The sequence below is a fragment of the Candidatus Aminicenantes bacterium genome (genome assembly GCA_026393855.1).
In the GTDB taxonomy this organism is placed as follows: domain Bacteria; phylum Acidobacteriota; class Aminicenantia; order Aminicenantales; family UBA4085; genus UBA4085.
This window is the reverse complement of record JAPKZJ010000072.1, coordinates 39,161-60,330: the sequence shown is the minus strand read 5'-3', so window position 1 is coordinate 60,330 and position 21,170 is coordinate 39,161. Positions and strand designations below refer to the sequence as shown.

The following is a 21,170-nucleotide window of genomic DNA, read 5'->3' as shown; positions in this document are numbered from 1 at the left end:
CCCTTCCCCGGAGGTACCCCATGGCCCGAACCCGATCCGCCCTTGCTCCGATTCTCGCCGCTGCGCTTGTGGCGATCGTCGCCGTTCTGGCGCCGGCGCCCTTGCCCGGCCAAGCTGCGGCGCCCGGTCCGTTCCGCCTGACCATCGACAACATCATGCGGGGCGAGGAGCTTATCGGCACCACCCCTTCGGACCTGCAGTGGTCCTATGACGGCCAAGTCCTCTACTTCCGGTGGAAGAAACCCGGCGCCCCGGCGGCCGAGCTTTATGCCTTCGGCAAGGCCGATGCAGCGCCGCGCAAGATTACGGCCGAGGCGATGATGAAGCGGCCTCCCGCCTCGGCCCCGGGCCGCGGCCGTGGATTTGGCGGCTTCGGCGGCGGCGCTCAGCCCGTCCCCGACAAGGCCCGCAAGCGCGCCCTCCTCGTCGAAGGCGGCGACGTCAAACTCATGGATTTGAAAACAGGGGCCGTCCGACCGCTTCTCGCCACCGACGATCGGGAGGCGGGCGTCCGATTCTCGTTCGACCAAAAGAAAGTCGTCTATACCGTCGGCGACAACGTCTTCGCTATGGCCTTAGACGGCGGCGAGCTGCGGCAGATGACATCGTTCGCCAAGCGGCCCCCCGCCGTCGAACCGCGCAAGACGACCGATATCGACAAATGGTACCAGGACCAGCAATTGGAGCTCTTCCAAATGTTTAAACGGGTCGGGGGCGAAGGCCGCGGCCAAATGCCAGTGGGGCCCCCGACGGGCACGGGCGCCCGTCCGATGGCCCGCCGGCGGCCGTTCCCCCTGGCCGAGAATCAGACTGTCTCCGGACAGGACCTTTCGCCGGACGAGAGCCAAGTGGTCTTCACCATCTCCGAGCCTGTGGCCGACATCCGCCAAACTATCGTCCCCAACTATGTCACGAGGTCCGGCTACACCGAGGATATCCCGTCGCGGCCGAAGGCGGCGTATTCTTGGACCCGGTCGGGGCGGATGGGCCTGATGGCGACCACCACGGGCGAGGTCCGCTGGCTCGACTTCGGGCAGGGCGAGAGGAAGCTCTCCGAGTCCTTCCTGGGCTGGTCGCCCGACGGACGCTGGGGGCTGGTCCAGGTGCGGACGGACGACCGCAAGGACGACTGGCTCTACCGGCTCGATCCCGCTTCCGCAACCCTCCTGCCGCTGGAAACGATCCATGACGACGCCTGGGTCGGCGATCTCGGGCTGACTTCGGTCGCCTGGACGCCCGACGCCAAGGCCGTCGTTTATGTCTCCGAGAAAGACGGGTTCGCCCATATCTATCGAGTTTCCGCCGAAGGAAAAGAAAGGGCCCAATTGACCTCGGGCCGTTTCGAGGTGCGCGACGCCGTCCTATCGGCCGACGGAACGAAGATCTACTTCACTTCGAGCGAAGTCCATCCCGGCGAGCTCCACTACTATGTTATGCCCGCCCAGGGTGGACCCAGGACCCGGCTAACTGCGATGACCGGCCAGCATGCCGTATCCCTCTCGCCGGACGAGACGACGCTGGCCTCGATCTTCAGCACGGCAACCAAGCCGGGCGAGCTCTATGTCCAGCCCGCCAAGCCGGGGGCCGCCGCCCGGACCCTGACCCTTTCCACGACGGAGGAGTTCCGCTCTTATGCTTGGATGGAACCGGAAGTTTTGAGCTTCAAGGCCCGCGACGGCGTCGATATTTACGCTCGTCTCTTCCGGCCCGCCTCGGCCAACCCCAAACGTCCAGCCGTGATCTTCATCCACGGCGCGGGATATCTGCAAAACGCCCATAAGGGCTGGTCCACCTATTACCGGGAATACATGTTCCATAACCTGCTCGCGGCCGCCGGGTACCATGTCCTGGACCTCGATTACCGGGGCTCGTCCGGCTACGGCCGGGATTGCCGCACGGGCGTCTACCGGTTCATGGGCGGAAAGGATCTGAACGACGTCGTCGATGGGGCCAAGTTCCTGGTCGAGTCCTGCGGGGTCGACGCCGGCCGCATCGGCTGCTATGGCGGCAGCTACGGTGGCTTCCTGACGCTGATGGCGATGTTCACAGCTCCCGAGGCGTTCAAGGCGGGAGCGGCCCTGCGGCCGGTGACCGATTGGGCCGCCTACAACGCCGGCTACACCGTGGATATCCTGAACCTGCCGCAAAAGGACGCCGAGGCCTATAAGAAGAGCTCGCCCCTCTATCTGGCCCAAGGCCTGAAAGGCGCCCTCCTCATCTGCCACGGGGTGGTGGACACCAACGTCCACGTCCAGGACAGCATCCGGCTGGCCCAACGGCTGATCGAGTTGCGCAAGGAGAACTGGGAGCTGGCTCTCTATCCGAGTGAGAACCACAGCTTCGTCAACGCCGATTCCTGGGCCGACGAGTACAAGAGGATCTTCAAGCTGTTCGAGACAAACCTGAAAAACTAATTTCACCTCCCGATTCCGGGAAACACGGTCCGGAGTGTCGTCCCGGCGGCGCGGGTTCACCACTCCTTTTTACGCCAATCCGCTCGGCGCCTCCAGCGCTTCGCAGTCCTCGTAGGGACGTCGCTCCGACCGTCCCCGCGAGGGCGGAACTGCGCATTCGAGATCGTCCAGTCTTGGAGACCACCCACTCCGTTTCGATTCCGTTAGATGATCGCGTGCTCAAACAGCCCTCGGCGCCCGTTGGGTGCCCTCGCGGAGAGGCGTAAAAAGCCGGAACCCGCGCGGTTTCGCCGTCGGCCGACACTCCGAACCGCATGTTTTTCCCGGAATCGGGAAACGAACAAAAAACCATTGGTTACAGCCGCCAGAAGGCGCGCGAGGAAAAGCGCCGGGCTAAGCGGCGGCGGAACAGCAGCCAGATCGGCAGGACGAAGCAGGCGAACTCCAGGCCGAGGACCAGGAAGTTGTGCGGACTCGTCATCACCTTCCTGGGGACGCGACGGAGGAAGGGGAAAAAGCCCAGATTGTAGTAAGTGTCGGAGAACGGGAAGAAGAGCCGCATGCCGATCGGCTTGAGCGTGTCGATGACGATGATGTCCAGGAGCAGATGGGAGAGCCCCGTCAGAAGAAGGCCCCAACGGCTCCGACCTCGCGGCAGGAGGAACGCCAACAGGCCGCAGCCGGCCAGGATGAACGGGACGTTGTGGGTGTAGTACTGATGGATGAAGATCGGCTTGGGCCCGAAGACCATATAAAATAGGAAATCGATGTCGGCCAGATTGGCCGCCAGGAAGAACATCCCCAGCGTACCCAGCGTTTTCTTGCGATCGAAGACCTGCCAGCCGAGGAGTCCGATCCCGAGATGGGCGATAGGGCTCATCTCATGACCCCGCCCGCCGCTTGATGACGACCAGGGTGATGTCGTCGCCCTGGGGCGAGCCCGCCGTATGGCCGGCCACTGCGTTCAGAATGGCGGTCTGGATCTCGCCCGCCGTCCGCCCGGCGCACTCCCGCACCGCCTGGATCAGCTGCTCCTCGCCGAAAAAGCGATCCGGCCGATCCGGGGAACCGGGTGAGGACGCTTCCGTGATCCCGTCGGTGAAGAGAACCACGACATCGCCGGGCTCCAAATTCGTCGTCTGTTGGATATACGCTTGGTTGGCCAGGAACCCCAGCACCAACCCGCCCGCGGACAAGCGCTCCAGACGGCCGTCCGCGCGCAGCAGGAGCGGCGGGTTATGCCCGGCGTTGGAAGAAAGGAATCGGCCGCCGGCCCGATCGAGGACACCATAGAAGAACGTGGCGAACATATGGGCATCGGTGGATCGGACCAGGTAGTTGTTGACCCGAGCCAGAATGGCCGAGACGTCGCCGCGCTCATCGGCCTGGCCTCGCAGGATGGCCTGCAGGTTGGCCATCAGCAGAGCGGCCGGAATGCCCTTGCCCGAAACGTCGGCGATGGCAATGCCGAGGCGACCATCCTCCAAATCGAGGAAGTCGAAATAATCGCCGCCCACCTGCTGGCTGGGCAGGCTGGTGCCCGAAATCTCGAATCCCGGCACGGCCGGCATGACGTGGGGCAGAAGGCGCTCCTGGATTTCGCGGGCTACGGCCAGCTCCCGCTCCAGGGCTTCGCGCTGGAAGGCTTCGGCCCGGCCCCGCTTGACGCCCGCCGCCATCTCGTTGATCGCGGCGGCCAGGTCGCCCAGCTCATCCTCGTTGGGGATTTCGATCGGCGTTTCAAGATCGCCGGCGGCGATTCGGCGGGCACCCCGATGGAGGGCCCTGACGGCCGAGGTGATGCCGGCCGTGATCCGAATGCCGAAGGCCAGCACGAACGCTTCGAGCGTGAGGAGGGTGGCGCCCAGGATGATCAGGGCGCCGACGATGATCCGGCTGACGAGATCGCTGCGGGAATAGACCTCATCCCAGACCAGCCCCGGAGACGTCCGCACCGTCAGCAAGGCGGTTGAAACGGCAAACTTGCCGTCACGGTATTCGAGCAGGTCGAGATGGATCGTGCCGATGCGCCAATTCTCGTTCGCCGGCCGGGACGGGTCGAGCCGGCCGATCGAGACGGGCTTTATCCGATCCTCCGGCGCGGGGGCCCCTTCTTTGGCCTCGGACAAGGCCGCCTCGCGTAGCGGATTTTCGGGCCTAAGCTCAACGTCGGCGTGGATGATGCGGGCCATCCGGCCCAGAAATCGTTCGTCGATCCGAAATCCTCCGGTCCAGCGGGCCGCGGGACCTCGGCTGATGCCCCACACTTCACGGTCGACCCGGAGCAGGAAGCCGGGACCCTTGGCGGCCGATCCGATCGCCTCCGCGTTCTTGGGCTTTCCGGCCGCCGACTCGATCGCGGGCCACCAGGCCGGCGGCATCCCGGACGCTCCTTGTCCGCCGGGCCCGCCGAGGACGAACGATGCTCCCGAAAGCGTCCGAGCCAGATCCGGATTCTCGAAGGCCAGCCCGGCCCAGTCTTGAAGCACGAGCCCGGCCCGGGCCGCCTGCATCTCGCCGACGATGCTGATCATCGTCACTCCCCCCATCACCAGCAGCCAAACGAGCGGGACGACGGCGATAAGGAGCGTACTGATCGCCAGCTTTGGCCGGATCTTGAGCGAGTGGAGGCGGGCTTTGAAGAACAGGTGGAGCAAGGTCAGGGTCCAGAAGGCTTGCAGGCTGATCCAGGCATAGCGGAGAAGGTTGACGAGATACCCGGCGGCGGGGCCCGAGGCGGCGAACAGCTCCCGGCCGCCGACGAACCAGCCCCAGGTCAGGGCGCTCCAGGCGGCCAAAGAGACGAAGAAAATGCGGGCCCGGCTGCGGTGGGTCAGGTAGGAGAATGGCCGAAAGCGGCGGGCGAGGAGGAAAACCCCGGACAAAACCGCTCCCGTGACCCACAGGCTGCCGCCGGCCTTGGTGGCGAGAACGGAGACGACACTCGCCGCCACCCAGACGCCCCAGAATCCGCGCCCCTTGAGGTCCAGAAAAAGGAGGCGCAAGGCCGCCGCCCAGGCGATACCGAGGAAGGCCGCGGCCGCGGCGATCGGGAAAAGGCGGGCCGTACCGAAGAAGGTCTGGACGAGCCAGGCGGCCGCGCTTCCGGCCGCAGCCAGCAGGATCAGGCGATGGACGGGGGCATGCAGCGGGGAGACGGCGATCGTCTTCCGCCCCGTGACGGCGAAGGGATCGGTCGGCTTAGCCTGGGTCATGGCGTTCGAGGCCTATTATACAGGGATTTCTTTCTCTGTTATAATGGCGCCACTGATAAGGAGGACCTTATGAAAACCTTAAAAAAGATCCCGATGTTCGGCTTTCTGCTGATCCTGATCGACATCTTCATCCTGCTCGGCAAGGGCGAGATCATGAACAACCTGCTCTTCAAGTTCAAGCTGATGTCGGGCGCCGTCTGGTTCATGACGGTGGGCGATCTGTTCGTCATCATCGGCCTGGTCTTTCTGTTCATCGAGGTCCTCAAGTCGACCCGGACTTCGCAGGCCGCCATCGTCGACCACATCCTCTCGACCCTGGTCTTCATCATCTTCCTGATCGAGTTCATCATCGTCAAGGGCGCCGGGACCTCGACCTTCTTCATCCTGGCCCTGATGTCGTTGTTCGACGTCATCGCCGGCTTCACCGTGACGATCACGACGGCCCGGCGGGACATCACCATGGACCGGGATTCCGGATACATCCCCCCCGTCCAGCGCTAGAAAGGGAAAACCACCCGTTCCTTCTCTGACGGTATTTCCCCATCTCCGGGGGGTGGTCAGGCGGCATGATGTTCGGCCAACGGCGAAACCGCGCGGGTTTAGCCTTTTTCCGCCCCTCTTCGAGGGGACCCAACGGGCGCCGAGGGATGTTTGAGCACGTAACGATCATTGGGAACGAGACGGAGTGGGGGAATCATGCAGATTCGGGGGATCGAAAGTGCGGAGTTCCGCAGGCGCCGAGAAGAGTAGCGAGAAAAAGGCGTAAAAAACCCGCGCCGCCGGGCCGAACATCGTGACGCAGGCCCCGGAGATGGGAGAAGCGCCGATTATTTCCGATACTTGGAGATGAACTCCTCGACTTCCGGGATACCGCCCTGGAAGATGAGGTAGCCGTTGGACGGCTCGCGCTCGGTGATCTCGCCGGCGATGGGCGTCAGCATGATCTTCTTAACCTCGTCCAAGTCGCTCGTTTGCCCCAGGGCCCAGGCCAGCTTGACGTAGCCGACTTCGGGCAGAAGATTGGCCGCCGGCACGACCCCCAGCTCCATCATGTCGCGCCCGGTGTCGTAGACGTACATCTGGACGTAGCCCCACAGGGTCTGAACGGTCATATAGACGGCGATCTTCTTGTCCTGGGCCCGCTTGAGCGCGGGATAGAGCGGCTTGTTGACGTGGCCGAGTCCGGTCCCCGCGATGATGATCCCCTTGTAGCCGTTGTCGATCAGCGAATCGATCATGTCCGGCTTCATGTTGGGGTAGTAATAGACGATGGCCACCTTCTCCTCGAAGGCCGTGTTGATGACCACCTCGCGGTCCCGGCGCCGGCGCTTGTAGTCCTGCCGCAGCGGCGTGATCTTCTCCCGGCTGACCATGGCGATGGGGATGTCCCCGATCGTCCGAAAGGTCGAGCGGTAGCTCGAGTGCATCTTCCGGACCCGGGTCCCGCGGTGAAGCAGGCCGTACGTGTCGGAGGTCGGCCCGAACATGCAGACCATGACCTCGGCGATGTCGCTCTCGGCCGCCGTCTTGACGCTGTGCATCAGGTTGAGCGCGGCATCGGACGAGGGCCGGTCCGAGGAGCGCTGGGAGCCGACCATGACGATCGGGACCGGCGAGTTCTGGACCATGAACGACAGGATGGCCGCTGTGTGGTGCATCGTGTCCGTGCCATGGCCGATGACGACACCCTGGACGCCCTTCTCGATCTCCCGCCCGATGGCCTTGGCGGTGGCGATATACTGCTCGGGGCCCATGTTTTCGCTGAAGACGCCGAAGAGCTTCTCGGTCTCCAGGTTACAGATATCGGCCAGCTCCGGCACGGAACCGTAGAGCTCGCCGGGCGAGAAGGCCGGGATGACGGCCCCGGTTCGGTAATCGAGCCGGCTGGCGATGGTGCCGCCCGTGCCGAGCAGCTTGACCTTGGGCTTGACCGGATCGTATGGGAAGGCCTTCTCGGGGATCTTGTAGTGGGCTTCCTTGCGGCCATAGATCTCGACGCCGGTCACCCGGTCGGCCCGAATGCCGATGTTGTACCCCGAGCGCAGCTTGAGCACGATATGGAACTGGTCCGCGGTCTCGGACCGGGGCAGGACGATGCCGGTGTAGCGCCCTGTCGGGGTGATAAACATGGCGTCACACCAGACCGCGGTTTCGAAGCGCTGCAGGACCTCGAGGGCCCGGCCTTTGTAGCCTTTATAAAGGTTGGGTTCGTTCATGGGGCGACCTTCCGCAGGGCTTCGGCCATGCCCCGGGCGGCGGCCGCGGCGTCGGTGCGGCCGCGCCAGCTCTCCATCAGCAGGCCCATGGCCCGCCGTTCCCGCCGGCCCGCGTCCAGGAAGCGGGGCCCGGTCAGCAGGCCGGCGATGCGGGCCTGGTCCCGGTCCGGCGTATCCTCCGCCGTGAACTCCGGCCAAAGGACCGGCACCGGCCGGCCCGAAGTCAGGGCCGCCTCCAGCAAGTCCAGGACGCCTTCCTTATAGAGTCGTCGGTTCTGCAGGGCTTCGAAGATCTGGTCCAAGACCTCGCCCGCTTCGGTCGTTCCGGCCGCCGAGGTGATCCCCTTGCGCCGAAGCCGCTTGGGATGATGGACGAGGATGACCGCGGCCAGCTTGGGATCGATCCCCCTCCGCTTGACGGCGGTCTCGAAGACGGGCGCGAACGGCGACATGGAGAGCTGTTCGACCAAGTCCTTGGGGACGCCGATCTCGCGGTACCAGGCCTCGCGGACCAGGATGGACACCGGCAGGCGGGCCTGGAGCCAGGCCAGGCGGTCGGCCGCGATCTGCTTGGGCGGGAGATCCGTGTCCGGGTACATCCGGTCCGGGCCGGGCAGGATACGCTCAAATCCGTTCGTCCCGTCCCGCAGGGCCTGGCGGGTCTCGGAGGGAATGCCGATCGTCGACTCTTTGGCCCGCAGGATGGTCTCCTGGGCGGCCAGCTTGGCGTCGGCCTCGGACCCCCAGACGACCACGACGGCATCGTTGTCGGATGCGCCGAGGATCTTCTTGACGGCCGGCCATTCGCCGCCCGCAAGGCCTTCGCCCAAGCTGTCCGAATGGACGATGTTGGGCAGCAGGGTCAGGCAGGCCACGACCCGGACGCGGTCGGAGATCTCCTGGTGGAAATACGTTCCGGTCTGGGTCTGCCAGTTGAGCAGGCCGCGGAACCCCCTCAAGACGATTCCGAAGGCGGTCATCCCGCTGCTGAGGGCGGCCTGCAGAGGCAGATAATTAGTCCTCCGGACCACTTTGGTCACGTCCTCGGTTCCGGCCTTGAACGCCTCGGCGACGATACCCCGGCGGGCCAGCTCCTCGCGCAGGCGGAGCAGGTTCCACTGCCTCATGGCTTCGTTATAGGTCAGCAGGGGGATGCGCGGGATGCGCGGCACGCCTTTAATCTCGATACGGGTGCCGCCGGTGACGCTGACGTTGACGTCTTCGCGGCCGGCCCCGAGCCCCGTACGGACCCGGCCCGTGCTGCGGACCAGGCGGCGCAGGATCTGGGCGACCTCGGCCACCTCCAGCGGGGTGCGCATGTCGGGGCCGGTGACCGTCTCGATGAGCGGCATGCCCAGCCGATCGGTCAGGTAAGTGCGGCGGTGGCCGATGTCGCTGACCTCGCGGCAGGCGTCCTCCTCCAGCCCGAGCTGGATGATCTGGATCGTCCGGTCCCGGTACGGGATATGGCCGTCCACACCGACGATCGTCGTCCGCTGGAAGCCGGTCGGGATGCTCCCGTCCAGATACTGTTTGCGGGCGATGTGGAGCTCGTCGACCATGACGCACTCGTAGAGCATGGCGATGCTTAAGGCGATATCCAGGGCCTGCTCGTCGATCATGAACGGCGGCGTGTCGTCCATCTCGTAGGTGCAGACGGTCTCGCGATTGATCCGGTAGATGATCTCTTTTTTGGTCTTGAACTCCATCAGCGCGGTGCCGTCGTACTCCCCCAGCTCGGACAAGGTCGGACGCATATGGCGGAGGATCTCCGCGTCGTAGGCGTCGCTGTAGCGCCCGGCCGGGCAGCGGCAGAACAGCTTCTTTTCGGTCAGGAGCTGCTGGTGGATCTCGAGCCCGGACTTGAAGCCGACGGCGGCGTAGTCCTCGGGCGTCATGTCGGCAAAAGGTTTGAAAACAAAGTCATAAGCCATGTAGTCGCGTCCTTGGCCGCGAAAGACCTTTTTACACGCCCCTCCGCCGGCTGTCAAGGTTCGACCGCCCGGGGGGCGTCGCCCCGCTTGCGGACCGTCGGGAATTGGGCATACAATCAAACGGCCAAGGAGTATTCATCCCATGACCCCCAATCGGCTCGATCGCCGCGATTTTTTAAAGACCGTCCTGGCCGGAATCCCCCTGGCCGGAAGGGACTGGACGGCTTTTCCCAGAGGCCGGGGCCCGCAAGCGGGCGGCGCCTACGACGCGATCGTCATCGGCGCCGGGCTGGGCGGGTTGAGCTGCGGCGCAGCTTTCGCCCGCCAGGGCTTCAAAGTGCTCGTCCTGGAGAAGCACTCCAAGCCGGGCGGCTATGCGACGACGTTCAAGCGGCCGGGCGGGTTTGTTTTCGACGCCTCCCTGCACTCCACGACGGTGGGCGAACGGGACGGCGTGCACAACCTTATCCCGGGCTTTCCGGAGATCAAGGACGTCGCCTTCGCGCCGCACCCCAACATCTACCGGGCCATCTACCCGGACGACGACATTCGCGTTCCGGCCCGCGACGTCCCCGGCTATATCAAGCTGCTGACGGATCGATTTCCTGAAGAAAAAGAGGGCATTCAAGCCCTGTTCGATGACATGACGGGAATTGCCGGCGACATCAACGCATTGTCCGCCGCTTCCGCTCCCCCCCCCTTTTCCGAGTACCCCAAGCTCTTTCCCCACCTGATGAAGGCGTTCGGCAAGCCGTGGAGCACGCTCGTCGACGTCCGGGTCAAGAACCCCAAGCTCAAGGGGCTCGTCTCTTCGCTCTGGGGCTACTACGGCCTTCCGCCGTCCAAGCTGTCCTCGTTCTATTACGCCCTGCCCACCATCGGCTACCTGACCCAGGGCGGGTACTACCCGCACGGCAAATCCCAGGCCATCAGCAACGCCCTGGCCAAGTTCATCGCCGATCGCGGCGGCACGGTCCAGCTGTCCTCTCCGGTCGAATCGATTCTCGTCCGGGACAAGGCCGCGGAAGGCGTCAAGACCGTCGACGGGCGGGAGTATCGGGCCCGGGTCGTCGTCTCCAACGCCAACGCCTACGACCTGTTCCATAAGATGGTGCCGCCCGCCGAGCGCCCCGCGGATTACCTGGCCCGGATGGACAAGATGACGCCGAGTCTGTCCACTTTTCAGGTCTTTCTCGGCCTCAAAAAGAACTTGATCAAGGAAACCGGGATCAAAGACACGGAGATCTTCAAGAATTCCGGCTACGACATCGAGTCCGATTACGCGGCCTGCGTCCGGGGCGATGTCGCCAATGGCTTCGGCCTGACTCTCTACGACAATCTTTTCCCGGATTACTCGCCGGCGGGCAAGAACACCCTTTCGATCATGACCCTGCAAGGCTACGACCCATGGCTGAAGTACGAAGCCGATTATTTCGCCGGGCGGAAGGACGCCTACCGGGCCGAGAAAAACCGCCTGGCGGACATCATGATCGAAGCCGTCGAGCGGACTCTCCTGCCGGGACTGCGGGGCGCCGTCGAGGTCAAGGAAATCGCCACCCCGCTGACCAACGTCCGCTATACGGGCAATTATCGCGGCGCGATCTACGGCTGGGACCAGACCGTCGGCAATTCGGGGCCCCAGCGCATGGCTCCGAAGACCCCGATCAAAAACCTTTATCTTGCAGGCGCTTGGACGAGCCCCGGCGGCGGATACGCCGCCGTCGTCCCGAGCGGCTTGCAGTGCTTTGCCGAGATCATGAAGACGTGGTGAGCGTTTTACGGCCGCGGCCGCGCTCGCTTTGCGCCCGCGCCGGGCCTAAAAAAAGGATCTTCGCCAAATTCCGGGGAGGCCAATCAGTTCGGGGTGTGCCGTTGGGGGCAACGGTATCATGCAGCGTGATCGGCTCCTTCTACTGCCGGGATCGTGGCGAGGGAACAACGCAGCAAGATCGGCCAACGACGAAATCGCTAGAGCCCGAAGCCGCTCTCGCGAGGACCGAATAGGAATTCGTCCTGGCGAGGACTACGCAAAGCGTTGCCGGGCCGGTACTCCGGGCCGCCCTTCCCGGAATTGGGCCAAGAATCTGAATCAGCCCGCCGTCGCTTTTTTCAGCTCATCGAGGAAGCGGACGATCGTCAGGGGCGCGCTGCCCTCGAAATGATTGTTGACGTTGAGGTGCGTGACGATTTTATGACGGATGTTCTCAACCGTGATCGCCGCCGCGGCTTTCAACGCTTCGGGCTTGGGAGCTACGATCTTGTTCCAGACTTCGCCCGTCTCCTTCTCGATCTCGCCCCGGTCGCCGCCGTGCAGGCGAACCACATTGAACGGCGCAGTCCGGGGATGGTGGGCCTCGAAGATGCCCCCGATCGGCGGCATGTAATATCCGTCCAGGTAGACGAACCCGATGGAGCGACCCTTGAGAAAGTCGAAAAGCTCCGGGCCCAAGTAATTCGGGTTGCGGGTTTCGAGGGCATAGGCGAAGCCCTTGGGGGCTTTGTCCAGAAATCCGCCCATCGCCTCCAGGAAAGCGTCGCGGTTCGGCATCTTCTGCCGGTTCAGGTATTCGAATTGGAACATGATCGGCCCCAGCTTTTTGCCGAAGGGAGCCAACCGGTCGAGGAACCGTTCGAGCAGGTCGATCTTCAGGAAAGAGCTGTTGGGCCGGCCGGCGAAAGCCTTATCGGCTCCGTCCAGCTTGGCGTAGAAATGGGTCAGGGTCAGGGCATTAGGCGCCTTGACGGTAAAGACGAAATCGTCCGGGACGGCCTCGGCGTAGCGGCGGACGTCGCGCGGTTCGGGCAGGCGGATGCCGGCCGGGAACAGGCTCCAGAACCACTGGTCGACCTCCACCGAGCCCAGGCGCTTGGCGTAGTCGGGAAGGTAGTCCTGGGCCTTATAAGTTTTCTCCGAGTCGTAGATGAGGCCCTTCCAGGAATCGTACTTCCAGGAACAGGTCCCGATCCGGAGCCAGGGTCGGAAGCGCCGCGGAATCTCGAGGTTTATCAGCTCGCTGGCCATCGTCCCATCCCTCCTCATTTAATCCAGACGCTCGGCGGACGGGAAATTCTCACTCAGGGAATCATTGTAGCCGAGCCACGCCGGCGCCGCAATTCCGGCCCGGGACCGGCCCTCTCCGGAAGCTCCGGGAATCTGATAGAATGGGCCGGAACGAAATCCATCGGGAGGGATCCTCCATGCCCAATTTCGACCGCCCCCGCAGACGCGCTTCAGGACTTGTCGTCGCGTTGTCAGTCTTGGCCTTGGGGATCGCGGCCTCGGGCCTTCGGGCCGCAACCGCGGAAAAGACGCAAGCCGAAGGGCCGTTGGGCCGCTTCAAGCGGGCCGCGCCATCGGCAGGAACGGCGCCGTCTCCCCTCATTCGAACCGCGGGCGCGTTCAGCGGATATACCAATTATTGGCATGATCTGGCGTGGGTTTGGAACCAGTACGGCAATCTGTTCCAGATGAGCACCCTCGACGTCGAGGCCGCCGTCGCCCAGGCCAAGCGCGACACGGCGGAAGAGCTGGGGCTCCCCGGCTTGGAAATGGAAGAAGGCTTCATGGCGGAGTATCTGGCGGCGCCGGTCCGGAGGCTCGAAGATCCCGCCCCGGCCGCGGTCGATACGGCCCTGGCCGATTCCGACCGGCCGCTTCTCGTCTTCTCGCCGTTCGGGTCCGAAGCCGGACGCCGGCTGGCGGCGATGGCCGGTCCGCAAAGTCCCCGCGCGGGGCATCAGTCAAGGGCCAAGGACTATTCCCCCCTCAGCGCCTTCGTTCTGCGGGACGGGGCCCGGCGGCTTTTCGTCGTCCTCTCGGACAAGCCTGAGGATCGAGCCCGGTTCGCCTCGCTCCTCACGGACACCGCCGACGTCACCGCCCGCTACGGCCTTCACCGCGGCTGGTTCGGGACGGGCACGCTCCTCCACAGCGTGACCTGCTTCCCCGGCCACCCGCTCGAAGTCATCGCCAAGGGGCTGAACCAAGGCAACGATTGGTTCACTTTCAATGGCTATATGGACTTTCTTCTCCAGCCCCAGCTTCCCGAATGGCTGGGCAAGATCGGCCTGGACGTCGTCACGGACGTCGGCACGGGCAAGGCCACCCACAGCCTGGGGACGATCGCCTACGGCTTGCGAAGCTGGGACGGCCTCATGATCCAGGACATGCCGACCGAGGAGGAATGGATCAAGTTCGTCAAGGAGCGCGGGGGATATCTTTTCCGTCCCCTCTTCGCCCCCGAATGCGATCGCTTCGCCTACGACGGGGTCATCGCCATCGAAGGCAACAAGAGGCAGGCCGACGAGGAGAACACGCCCTTTATCCTGCAGACGGGGATGATCCGCGAGGACGCCCCCGCCGCCATGGTCCTCTTGACACCCAAGGGCGAGCCGTTCAACCGGGAAACCATGTGGAAGGCAATTCTCGAGCGGCGCGAGGTCGGGATTCTGCCGCTGGGCAAGATGATGGGCCCGCGGCTCTTCCGATCCGCCCTGCAAATGCTTTGGCTCGACCGGGCTTATTTGGAGGACGCTTTCGGGGACGCCGTCCAGCTCGCGGCCGAAGTCCAGGGCCGGACCCTGACGGTCCGGCTGGCGAATGAAGGACCGGAGGCCCTGGCCGGAAAGCTCTCGGTCCGCACGGGCCCGGAGCTCTCGGTCGTCGGAAGCGCGAATCGGGAAGCGACCCTCGCCCCAGGCCCTCCGGCCATGGAGAGCTTCCGCCTAACCTTGAGCCAAGACGCGATGGGACGGACCAATCCCGTCCTGGTCGAATTCGCCTGGCCTGGGGGGAGAAAACGAACCCTGGCCATCCTCGATCTTCCGCCCGCGGTCTCCCTGCCGTCGCTGCTCTACGGCCAAGCGCCGGCTGTCGATCTGCCGGTGGCCATCCACAATTTCTCCGATGCGGCCGAGGTCCCCTTCCGGGTGGCGGTTTACCGCGTCGGAGATCGGAAAAAAGTCTTCGAGCGCGAGGTCCGAGCGACCATCCCGGCGGGCGGCTGGAGCGAGACGCAGGTCGCGCTGACCCTCCCTCCCGGCGGCTATGAAGCCGTCGTCACGGCCCTGGGCGCCGAATCGAAGAGCCGGATCGGCGTCGAAGCGGCAGCCGGCCGGGCCGTCTGCACGCCCGTCGACTTGAACGGCGACGGGATTATGGAATACCGGCTGGAGAACTCGCGCATCAAGGCCGTCCTGCTGACGACGGGGGCGCGGGTCATCGAATACACCATCAAGGCCAAGGGCGACAACGTCCTCTTCAAGCTCTGGCCGGAGAAGGAAACGAGCACCGACCGGCGGCCGTTCCGCGAGCGCGGCTTCTATCCCTACGGCGGGTTCGAGGATTTCCTGGGCCAAGCCAGCATCGAAACCCACAAGGTCTATGAGGCCGAGATCGTCCGGTCCGAAGGGACGTTCGTGCGTGTCCGGATGACAGCTGACTATTTCGGCAACCGCATGGAGAAGATCTTCACCCTCTACGGCGACTCGCCGCTCCTTGAGGTCCGCTTCGCCATGGACTTCGTCAACCCCGAGCTCAACATGCTCGGACCGCAGCCGATCCTGGAGCTCGGCCAGCGGCATTGGCTCGAGGACCTCTTCGTCGTGCCGGAAAAGGGCGGCCTCTCGGAATTCCGGATGCGGCCCGAGGAGTATTTCGGCCGAGTGCTCTATCCCGTGGAAGGCTGGAACGCCGGCTACGACGAAACCGAGGACCTCGCCTTCGTCGGCGCCTTCCCGGTCGATGAGCCCGAATTCCTGCACATGTGGATGAACCACCCCTCCAACGGCGAATCGAACCACTATTACGCCGAGTTCCAACCCTGGGTGCCCATCTTTCAGAAAACGCGGCGGTACTTTTCTTATTATTTATGGGCTGCGCCGGGGGGCTGGAAGCCGGCGGTGGAGGAATTGCGCAAGCGGAACCTGATTACGGTAAAACGATAAGTTTTTTCCATTCTGCGTGGCCGGCGGCTCGGTATTTGGCCCGGCGGCGCGGGTTTTTCACGCCTTTCTCGCGCTTCTCCGCTCGGCGCCTGCGGAACTCCGCACGCTCGATCTTTCGAACTCGATAGTCCCCCCACTCTGTCTCTTTCTCGTTTGATCTTCACGTGCTCAAACATCCCTCGGCGCCCGTTGGGTTCCCTCGCGGAGGTGCGCAGGAAGGCTAAACCCGCGCGGTTTCGCCGTTGGCCAAACACCGAGCCGATTCACGGCCCGACGCAGAATGGGAGAAAGCCAATTATAAGAAACCAAATCACTTCGCTCGTTAAAACCGCCAGCCCAGGCCGCCGCCCAGGCGGAATCCGCCGGCGTCAAACTCCCGCCCCGCGGGATTGAGCGGACAGCGGGCATAGCGGGCAAAAGCGTCGATCAGGATGTGGCGCCCGAGCTGAAGGGTGAATCCCGCCGAAGCCAGAAAGCCCAAGCCCCGGGCTTTCGTTTCGAGCGAACCCGATCTTTCCGAATAAAGAAAGTATCCCGCTCCAGCGGCGACATAGGGGCTTAAGAACCCTTGGGCCAGCCGGAATTTCAAGCCGGCCGCGGGGACGCTGACGCGGATGGTGCGATCCTGGCCGGTGATCTCATCCGGGGCCGTCGCGCCGAAATGATCGAAGAGAATCCAGACTTCCGCGAACGGCCAAAGGCCCAGACCAACTTCCGCGCCAACCCCCGGGCCGTTTCCGAAGCGCGCGGCAAGCAGCGAATCCCGAAGCGACACCAGCCCGGCCGTCGCCTGAAAACGGATCGGAATGCCGGCCCGGGATATTTCCGGCCGCGCCGCATTTTCGACAGCCTTCGGCTTCGTGGTCGCGGCCTCGGGTGGAGCCGCTTTCGAGATCGGGGCGGGGGCCGGGGATTCCAGCTTCTTCTCCGGCCCCGGGATCGGCGCCGGAACGATGACGGCTTCCGGTTTTTTCTCGGCCGGCTTAACGACAGGCGCCGTGATGTCGGGCGCCGGCGGCCCAGCCAGATCGGCCGGGAAGAGGAAGATGAAGCCGTCGGCCGCCCGCCGCATGGAATAGGTCGGCCAGGGCGAAGCGACATCGAAGACGATCCGGACGACGCCGGCCTCGTATTGGGACGATCGGATCCGGCTGACCCCGCCCGCGTTGACCGCGGTGGCCGGAGCCGCCGTCGTTTTAGCGGCGCCATAGACGTCCAGAATGATCCGGTTCGGCCCTTCGATGGTGAACAGATACGCGTCCGAAAAACCCTTGGCCTGAACCTTGATTTCGAGGCCGGCGGCGGAGCTCGAAAAAGTGATGCTTTCGACGATTCCGGCCTGGCCGAAGCCCGCGGCGGAAATCATCCCGGCTATGGACGCGACCGCACCAAGAAGGAGGGCCGCCCGCGTCCCCAAGCCAAGCCGGGCCCGGGTCATGCCTTGTCCTCCAGGCCGAAGGCCAGGCGCTTGGCGGCATCGAACGGCTGACGGCGCCCTTGACAGCGCTCCCGCGGGCAGAGCCGGCAGGAGGTGAACGACTCCTCGGAAGCGAAGAAGATCCCCGAGACCGATTTGCGCGGCACCATCAGGAGGCTGTCGTTCAGCCGCACGCCCAGCTTGGCTTCGGCTTCGCCGAGCAAGGCGAAAAGCGGACGCTGTTCCTCGAGCGGCCAGTCCTCCAGGGAGCCGGGACTCATGGCCGACAGCGGCCCGGTCTCGAAGACGCGGCGGATGTGCGCCTCGAGCTTGGCCCCGGCCGCATCGAGAGCCAAATCCGCGATCATCTCGAAGGCGTACTGGCGAAGGAGATCATCCTGGAGCGAGGCCGCCGCCTCCAGCTCGCCGCCGACCGTGATGACGAAGGGGAAGACTCTCTCGATCGAATCCAGCTGCGCGCGCAAAACCCGGCTGCGAAAGGCGCATCCGCCGATGACGACGCCGCCGTCGTCGCGGCCGTCGACGAAGGCGTCCCGAAAATAGGCCCGCGGCTTGAGCAAGGGGACGGCCGCCGCGAGAATTTCCGCCGCCCCCGACGCCTCGTCGCCGGCCTCGGGTACGCGCAGGGCGCGCCGGAAGGCTTTTTCGTCGACGAGCGCGGGGATGTCGTTGAGAAGGGGCATGTCGATACTCCGGCCCCGTTCGGGGCGCCTCCACTATAGCAGTTTCGACGGCGAAACAAAAAACGCGGCTTGACAGCCCGATCGGGTCTTCGTAAAATTAAATTTGCAGAAGGGGGGTTGGAATTGAAACCTGCGACCAATCGAAAGCCGAAGAAGTTCTGCGGCGCCTGCCGCTGGTTCGAGGAGACCCAGCCCTTCGTCGGGCGATGCCTGAAATACAGCATCATGACCCGGATGGAGAACTACAAGTTCGCCTGCCCGGACTGGGCTCCGATCCCGAACCCGGCCAATGGCGGGATCGCAACGGGCTAGGGCCGCCGCCGGTCAGCCGCTTTTCTTCTTCCAGGCCGCGACCAGGCCGACGAAGCGCGAATAGCTCATCAGCCCTTCGGCGATGCCTTGGGATTTGAGATATTGCGCGTACACTCGGCTGCTCACTCGCTCCAGGGCGCCGCGGTATCGGGCCGCGTTCGCCTGGGCCGCCCGGAGATCGCCTTGCATCCCCTCGGGCAGCGCCGCCCAAAGCACCCGAAAATCATCCCTGGACGCGCGGGCCAGCTCTCCGGCCGCATATTCCCAATAGCCGGCGTATCCGGAGTATCTTACGATCGGCCAGCCCGAGGCCCGGCAGGCCAGAAAGGCCAGGAAGTTGGCTTCCCCCTCGTTCGTGATCCCGAAGCCGTGGGCCATTTCGTGGGCCATCGTGAAAGGCTTTTCGTAGGCCAGGAGGTTGCCCGCCGTATACCCCTCCCCGAAGAACGGGATATAGATGCCGGTGCTGGAAAAGCGCATCATCCAGCCGCCCGGGAAGAAAGTCCTTACCCGGACGCGGCCGGGGGCGGGATAGCCGGCCCGCTTCAGGACCGCCGCCAAGTCGCCGCGCAGGGAAGACTCCAAACGGCCGGGAAGACTCGCGTCACTCAAGATCGCGGCCGTTGCGCCGGGGATCGAAGCCCGGGCTTCGGACGCCTGCCGGCCGGCCCAACCCGCCTCGGCCGCCAGCTCGACCGCGCTCAAAGGCGTTGTTTCGAGGCCCATCTGTCGAGCCACTCCGACGCGGTTGTAATTGAAGCCCCAGAGGATATAGAAAAAGAAGACGAGCTTCCCGGCCCAGGCCAGCGCCGCGAATAGGAACCGCCGAACCGGTTTCTTCCGCAGAGCGTCGGAGGCCCGGGCCGCGCCCCGGAGACGCCGGACGATCCACCGGCCGAGTCCGATCGCGACCGCCGCGAGAAAGACGTCAAGCAGCGGAACGGGCGAGAGCCCCAGGGTGTAGTCCCAGACCCAGCGGAAGGCGACGAAAAGACCTCGGGAGAAGACCCGCTCCACCAGGACGGATTCCCGACCCAGCCCAAGCTGGAGGCCGAAGGCCGCCGCACCCAGGGACATCCAGAGCCAGGCCCGACGGGCTTTCATCGTTTGCGCTTCGGCGCGGCCTTCTTCGTTTTGAGGGTTTTCCCGGCTCCGGCGGCTTTCGGCTTTGCGCCGCCCGCGACAAGCGCCTCCTTCTTCTCGCGGCTCAAAGTCTTGACGGCGCACTCCCGCGACAGGGCTTGCGACCGGGTGCCGCACTCCTCCCGATGGACAAGCCCGACGGGGCGATGGGTCCGGGTATATCGGGAGGCCGTCCCTTCTTGATGCTCGCGAAAGCGGCGTTCGATATCCGTGGTCACGCCCGTGTAAAACGACCCATCGCCGCAGCACAGGATGTAGAGGTGCCACACGGCCGCCGACTCCGAGACGGACCCCTCCGCCTTGGCTTTCATCCCGCGCAGCATGCGTCGGTAGATCGGTTTCATGATTCTTCAGCTGTCGGCGTCGTCACGGGCCGAGGATACGACGGCCCGAGGAGCGAAGTCAATCGCGTCCCGGGCCCCGTTTCTGTTATGATGTCCGAGTGAAGATCCTTTCGGCGCGCTTTCTCAAGGGCATCGTCAAGCCCGATTCCGTCCTGGAGGACGGCAAGCCCCAGATCGCCTTTATCGGCCGCTCCAACGTCGGAAAATCCAGCGTCATCAATTCCCTGACCGGCCAGAAAGGCCTGGCCCGGACCAGCTCGTTTCCCGGCCGGACGCAGGAGATCAATCTTTTCCTGATCGAGGGCCGCTTCTACCTCCTCGACCTGCCGGGCTACGGGTATTCCAAGCATTCGCTGGAGCGGAAGCGCGAGCTGCACCGCCTGATCGACTGGTACCTGTTCCAATCCCCCTACCGGCCCAAGTGCGTCGTCCTCATCATCGACGCCGAGGTCGGTCCGACGGAAAACGATTTCGAGATGCTGCGATCCCTGGAGGCAACGGGGAAGACCCTCGTCATAGTCGCCAACAAGGTCGATAAAATCAAGAAAGCCAGGACCGAGGCTCGCCTGCGGGAGCTCCGGGGCCTGTTCGGAGGCCACAAGGTCATCCCCTATTCCTCGGACAAGGGGATCGGTCAGAAAGAGCTGGCCGCCGAGATCTTCGGATAGAGGGGAGGCCGATGCTCGCCTATTGGAACGGGCGCTACCTGCCGCAAGAACAGATCACGGTCTCGCCGGACGACCGGGGTTTTTTGTTCGCCGACGGCCTGTACGAAGTCATTCGCAGCTACCGGGGCCGGCTGTTCCGATCCGCGGATCATCTCGAGCGCCTGAATAACGGAGCCCGGGCCCTCCGCCTGAAGACGACCGACTTTAACGACTTAGCCGATATCACCGCCAACCTGATCGAGGAAAACCGGCTGGCCGAGGGCGAGGCCACTGTCTATATCCAGGTGACCCGCGGGACCGCGACCCGGACCCATCGTTTTCCTCCCCCGGAAACGGCCTTGACCGTCTATGCGGCCGTCAAGCCGTTTTTCCCCCATGTCGACGACCTGGCCGACGGGGTCAACGTGATCCTGGTCTCCGACCAGCGCTGGGCCCGCTGCGACGTCAAAACCGTGGGCCTGACCGCCAATGTCCTGGCCAACCAGGCGGCTCATGAGCAACAGGCCGCGGAAGCCGTCTTCGTCCGCGACGGAGCGCTCCTGGAGGGGACGCACACGAATCTTTTCGCGGTTTACGACGGCGTCGTCGTCACGCCTCCGAAAACAAACTATATCCTGGGCGGGATCACCCGGATGGCCGTCCTTGAGATTTGTCGCAAGACAGGCATCCCCTGCCGGGAAGCGCCTCTCTTCGAGTCGGATCTGGATCGCGCCGAAGAGCTGATGATCGTCGGGACCACGACGGAGGTCACCCCCGTCGTGCGGATTCACGGCCGCCCTTTCCGTACGGGCCGGCCCGGCGCGATCACGATGCGGCTTCAAAAAGACCTGCAGGAACTGACCCGGCAGCCCGCGTAG

16 protein-coding genes are annotated in these 21,170 nt (G+C 64.3%); 7 read left to right on the top strand and 9 right to left on the bottom strand.

Annotation, left to right across the window (positions count from 1 at the left end; genetic code table 11):
- Positions 1–20: 20 nt before the first annotated feature.
- Positions 21–2,414 carry a S9 family peptidase gene (locus tag NTZ26_08910; protein ID MCX6560623.1) on the top strand — a complete coding sequence of 798 codons (2,394 nt, stop codon included), beginning with the start codon at positions 21–23 and terminating at the stop codon, positions 2,412–2,414.
- 355 nt (positions 2,415–2,769) lie between these two features.
- Here NTZ26_08910 and NTZ26_08905 read toward each other — a convergent pair whose 3' ends face one another.
- Both NTZ26_08905 and NTZ26_08900 read right to left on the bottom strand, forming a co-directional pair.
- A complete protein-coding gene (locus NTZ26_08905; GenBank protein MCX6560622.1) occupies positions 2,770–3,294 on the bottom strand; it encodes a metal-dependent hydrolase in 525 nt (174 codons plus the stop codon).
- 1 nt (position 3,295) lies between these two features.
- Entirely contained in the window at positions 3,296–5,629 is a 2,334-nt protein-coding gene (locus NTZ26_08900) for a PP2C family protein-serine/threonine phosphatase (protein MCX6560621.1), read from the bottom strand.
- A 69-nt stretch (positions 5,630–5,698) separates the two neighbouring features.
- Between NTZ26_08900 and NTZ26_08895 the strand changes: the two genes are divergently transcribed.
- Positions 5,699–6,130, top strand: a complete 432-nt coding sequence (locus tag NTZ26_08895) for a hypothetical protein (GenBank protein ID MCX6560620.1) — start codon at positions 5,699–5,701, stop codon at positions 6,128–6,130.
- 326 nt (positions 6,131–6,456) lie between these two features.
- Here NTZ26_08895 and gatD read toward each other — a convergent pair whose 3' ends face one another.
- On the bottom strand, positions 6,457–7,845 hold the full coding sequence (gene gatD / locus NTZ26_08890) for a Glu-tRNA(Gln) amidotransferase subunit GatD (protein MCX6560619.1): 1,389 nt from the start codon (positions 7,843–7,845) through the stop codon (positions 6,457–6,459).
- Positions 7,842–9,779: a Glu-tRNA(Gln) amidotransferase subunit GatE gene (gene gatE / locus NTZ26_08885; GenBank protein MCX6560618.1), complete on the bottom strand. Its 1,938-nt coding sequence runs from the start codon at positions 9,777–9,779 to the stop codon at positions 7,842–7,844. Before gatE ends, gatD begins: the two co-directional genes overlap by 4 nt.
- Positions 9,780–9,921: 142 nt before the next feature.
- On the opposite strand from gatE, the gene NTZ26_08880 reads away from it, so the two are divergent.
- Entirely contained in the window at positions 9,922–11,550 is a 1,629-nt protein-coding gene (locus NTZ26_08880; GenBank protein ID MCX6560617.1) for an NAD(P)/FAD-dependent oxidoreductase, read from the top strand.
- Between the two features lie 318 nt (positions 11,551–11,868).
- Here NTZ26_08880 and NTZ26_08875 read toward each other — a convergent pair whose 3' ends face one another.
- On the bottom strand, positions 11,869–12,801 hold the full coding sequence (locus tag NTZ26_08875) for a DUF72 domain-containing protein (GenBank protein ID MCX6560616.1): 933 nt from the start codon (positions 12,799–12,801) through the stop codon (positions 11,869–11,871).
- A gap of 176 nt (positions 12,802–12,977) precedes the next feature.
- Here NTZ26_08875 and NTZ26_08870 point away from each other — a divergent pair, with 176 nt between their 5' ends.
- Complete coding sequence (locus tag NTZ26_08870) at positions 12,978–15,725, top strand: hypothetical protein (protein ID MCX6560615.1); 2,748 nt, start codon at positions 12,978–12,980, stop codon at positions 15,723–15,725.
- A gap of 322 nt (positions 15,726–16,047) precedes the next feature.
- Here NTZ26_08870 and NTZ26_08865 read toward each other — a convergent pair whose 3' ends face one another.
- Complete coding sequence (locus tag NTZ26_08865) at positions 16,048–17,163, bottom strand: AMIN domain-containing protein (protein ID MCX6560614.1); 1,116 nt, start codon at positions 17,161–17,163, stop codon at positions 16,048–16,050.
- Positions 17,160–17,846, bottom strand: coding sequence for a hypothetical protein (locus NTZ26_08860; protein MCX6560613.1), 687 nt, complete (start codon positions 17,844–17,846; stop codon positions 17,160–17,162). The genes NTZ26_08865 and NTZ26_08860 overlap by 4 nt, the downstream gene beginning before the upstream one ends.
- A 117-nt stretch (positions 17,847–17,963) precedes the next feature.
- On the opposite strand from NTZ26_08860, the gene NTZ26_08855 reads away from it, so the two are divergent.
- Positions 17,964–18,158 (top strand): hypothetical protein, encoded by a 195-nt coding sequence (locus NTZ26_08855; protein ID MCX6560612.1) that lies wholly within the window; start codon positions 17,964–17,966, stop codon positions 18,156–18,158.
- A gap of 12 nt (positions 18,159–18,170) precedes the next feature.
- On the opposite strand, the gene NTZ26_08850 is transcribed toward NTZ26_08855, so the two are convergent.
- Together NTZ26_08850 and NTZ26_08845 are read right to left on the bottom strand one after the other, a co-directional pair.
- Entirely contained in the window at positions 18,171–19,262 is a 1,092-nt protein-coding gene (locus NTZ26_08850; GenBank protein MCX6560611.1) for a DUF3810 domain-containing protein, read from the bottom strand.
- Positions 19,259–19,612 carry a GIY-YIG nuclease family protein gene (locus tag NTZ26_08845; GenBank protein ID MCX6560610.1) on the bottom strand — a complete coding sequence of 118 codons (354 nt, stop codon included), beginning with the start codon at positions 19,610–19,612 and terminating at the stop codon, positions 19,259–19,261. Before NTZ26_08845 ends, NTZ26_08850 begins: the two co-directional genes overlap by 4 nt.
- Positions 19,613–19,743: 131 nt before the next feature.
- On the opposite strand from NTZ26_08845, the gene yihA reads away from it, so the two are divergent.
- Positions 19,744–20,313 (top strand): ribosome biogenesis GTP-binding protein YihA/YsxC, encoded by a 570-nt coding sequence (yihA, locus tag NTZ26_08840; protein MCX6560609.1) that lies wholly within the window; start codon positions 19,744–19,746, stop codon positions 20,311–20,313.
- Positions 20,314–20,324: 11 nt separating this feature from the next.
- A complete protein-coding gene (locus NTZ26_08835; protein ID MCX6560608.1) occupies positions 20,325–21,170 on the top strand; it encodes an aminotransferase class IV in 846 nt (281 codons plus the stop codon).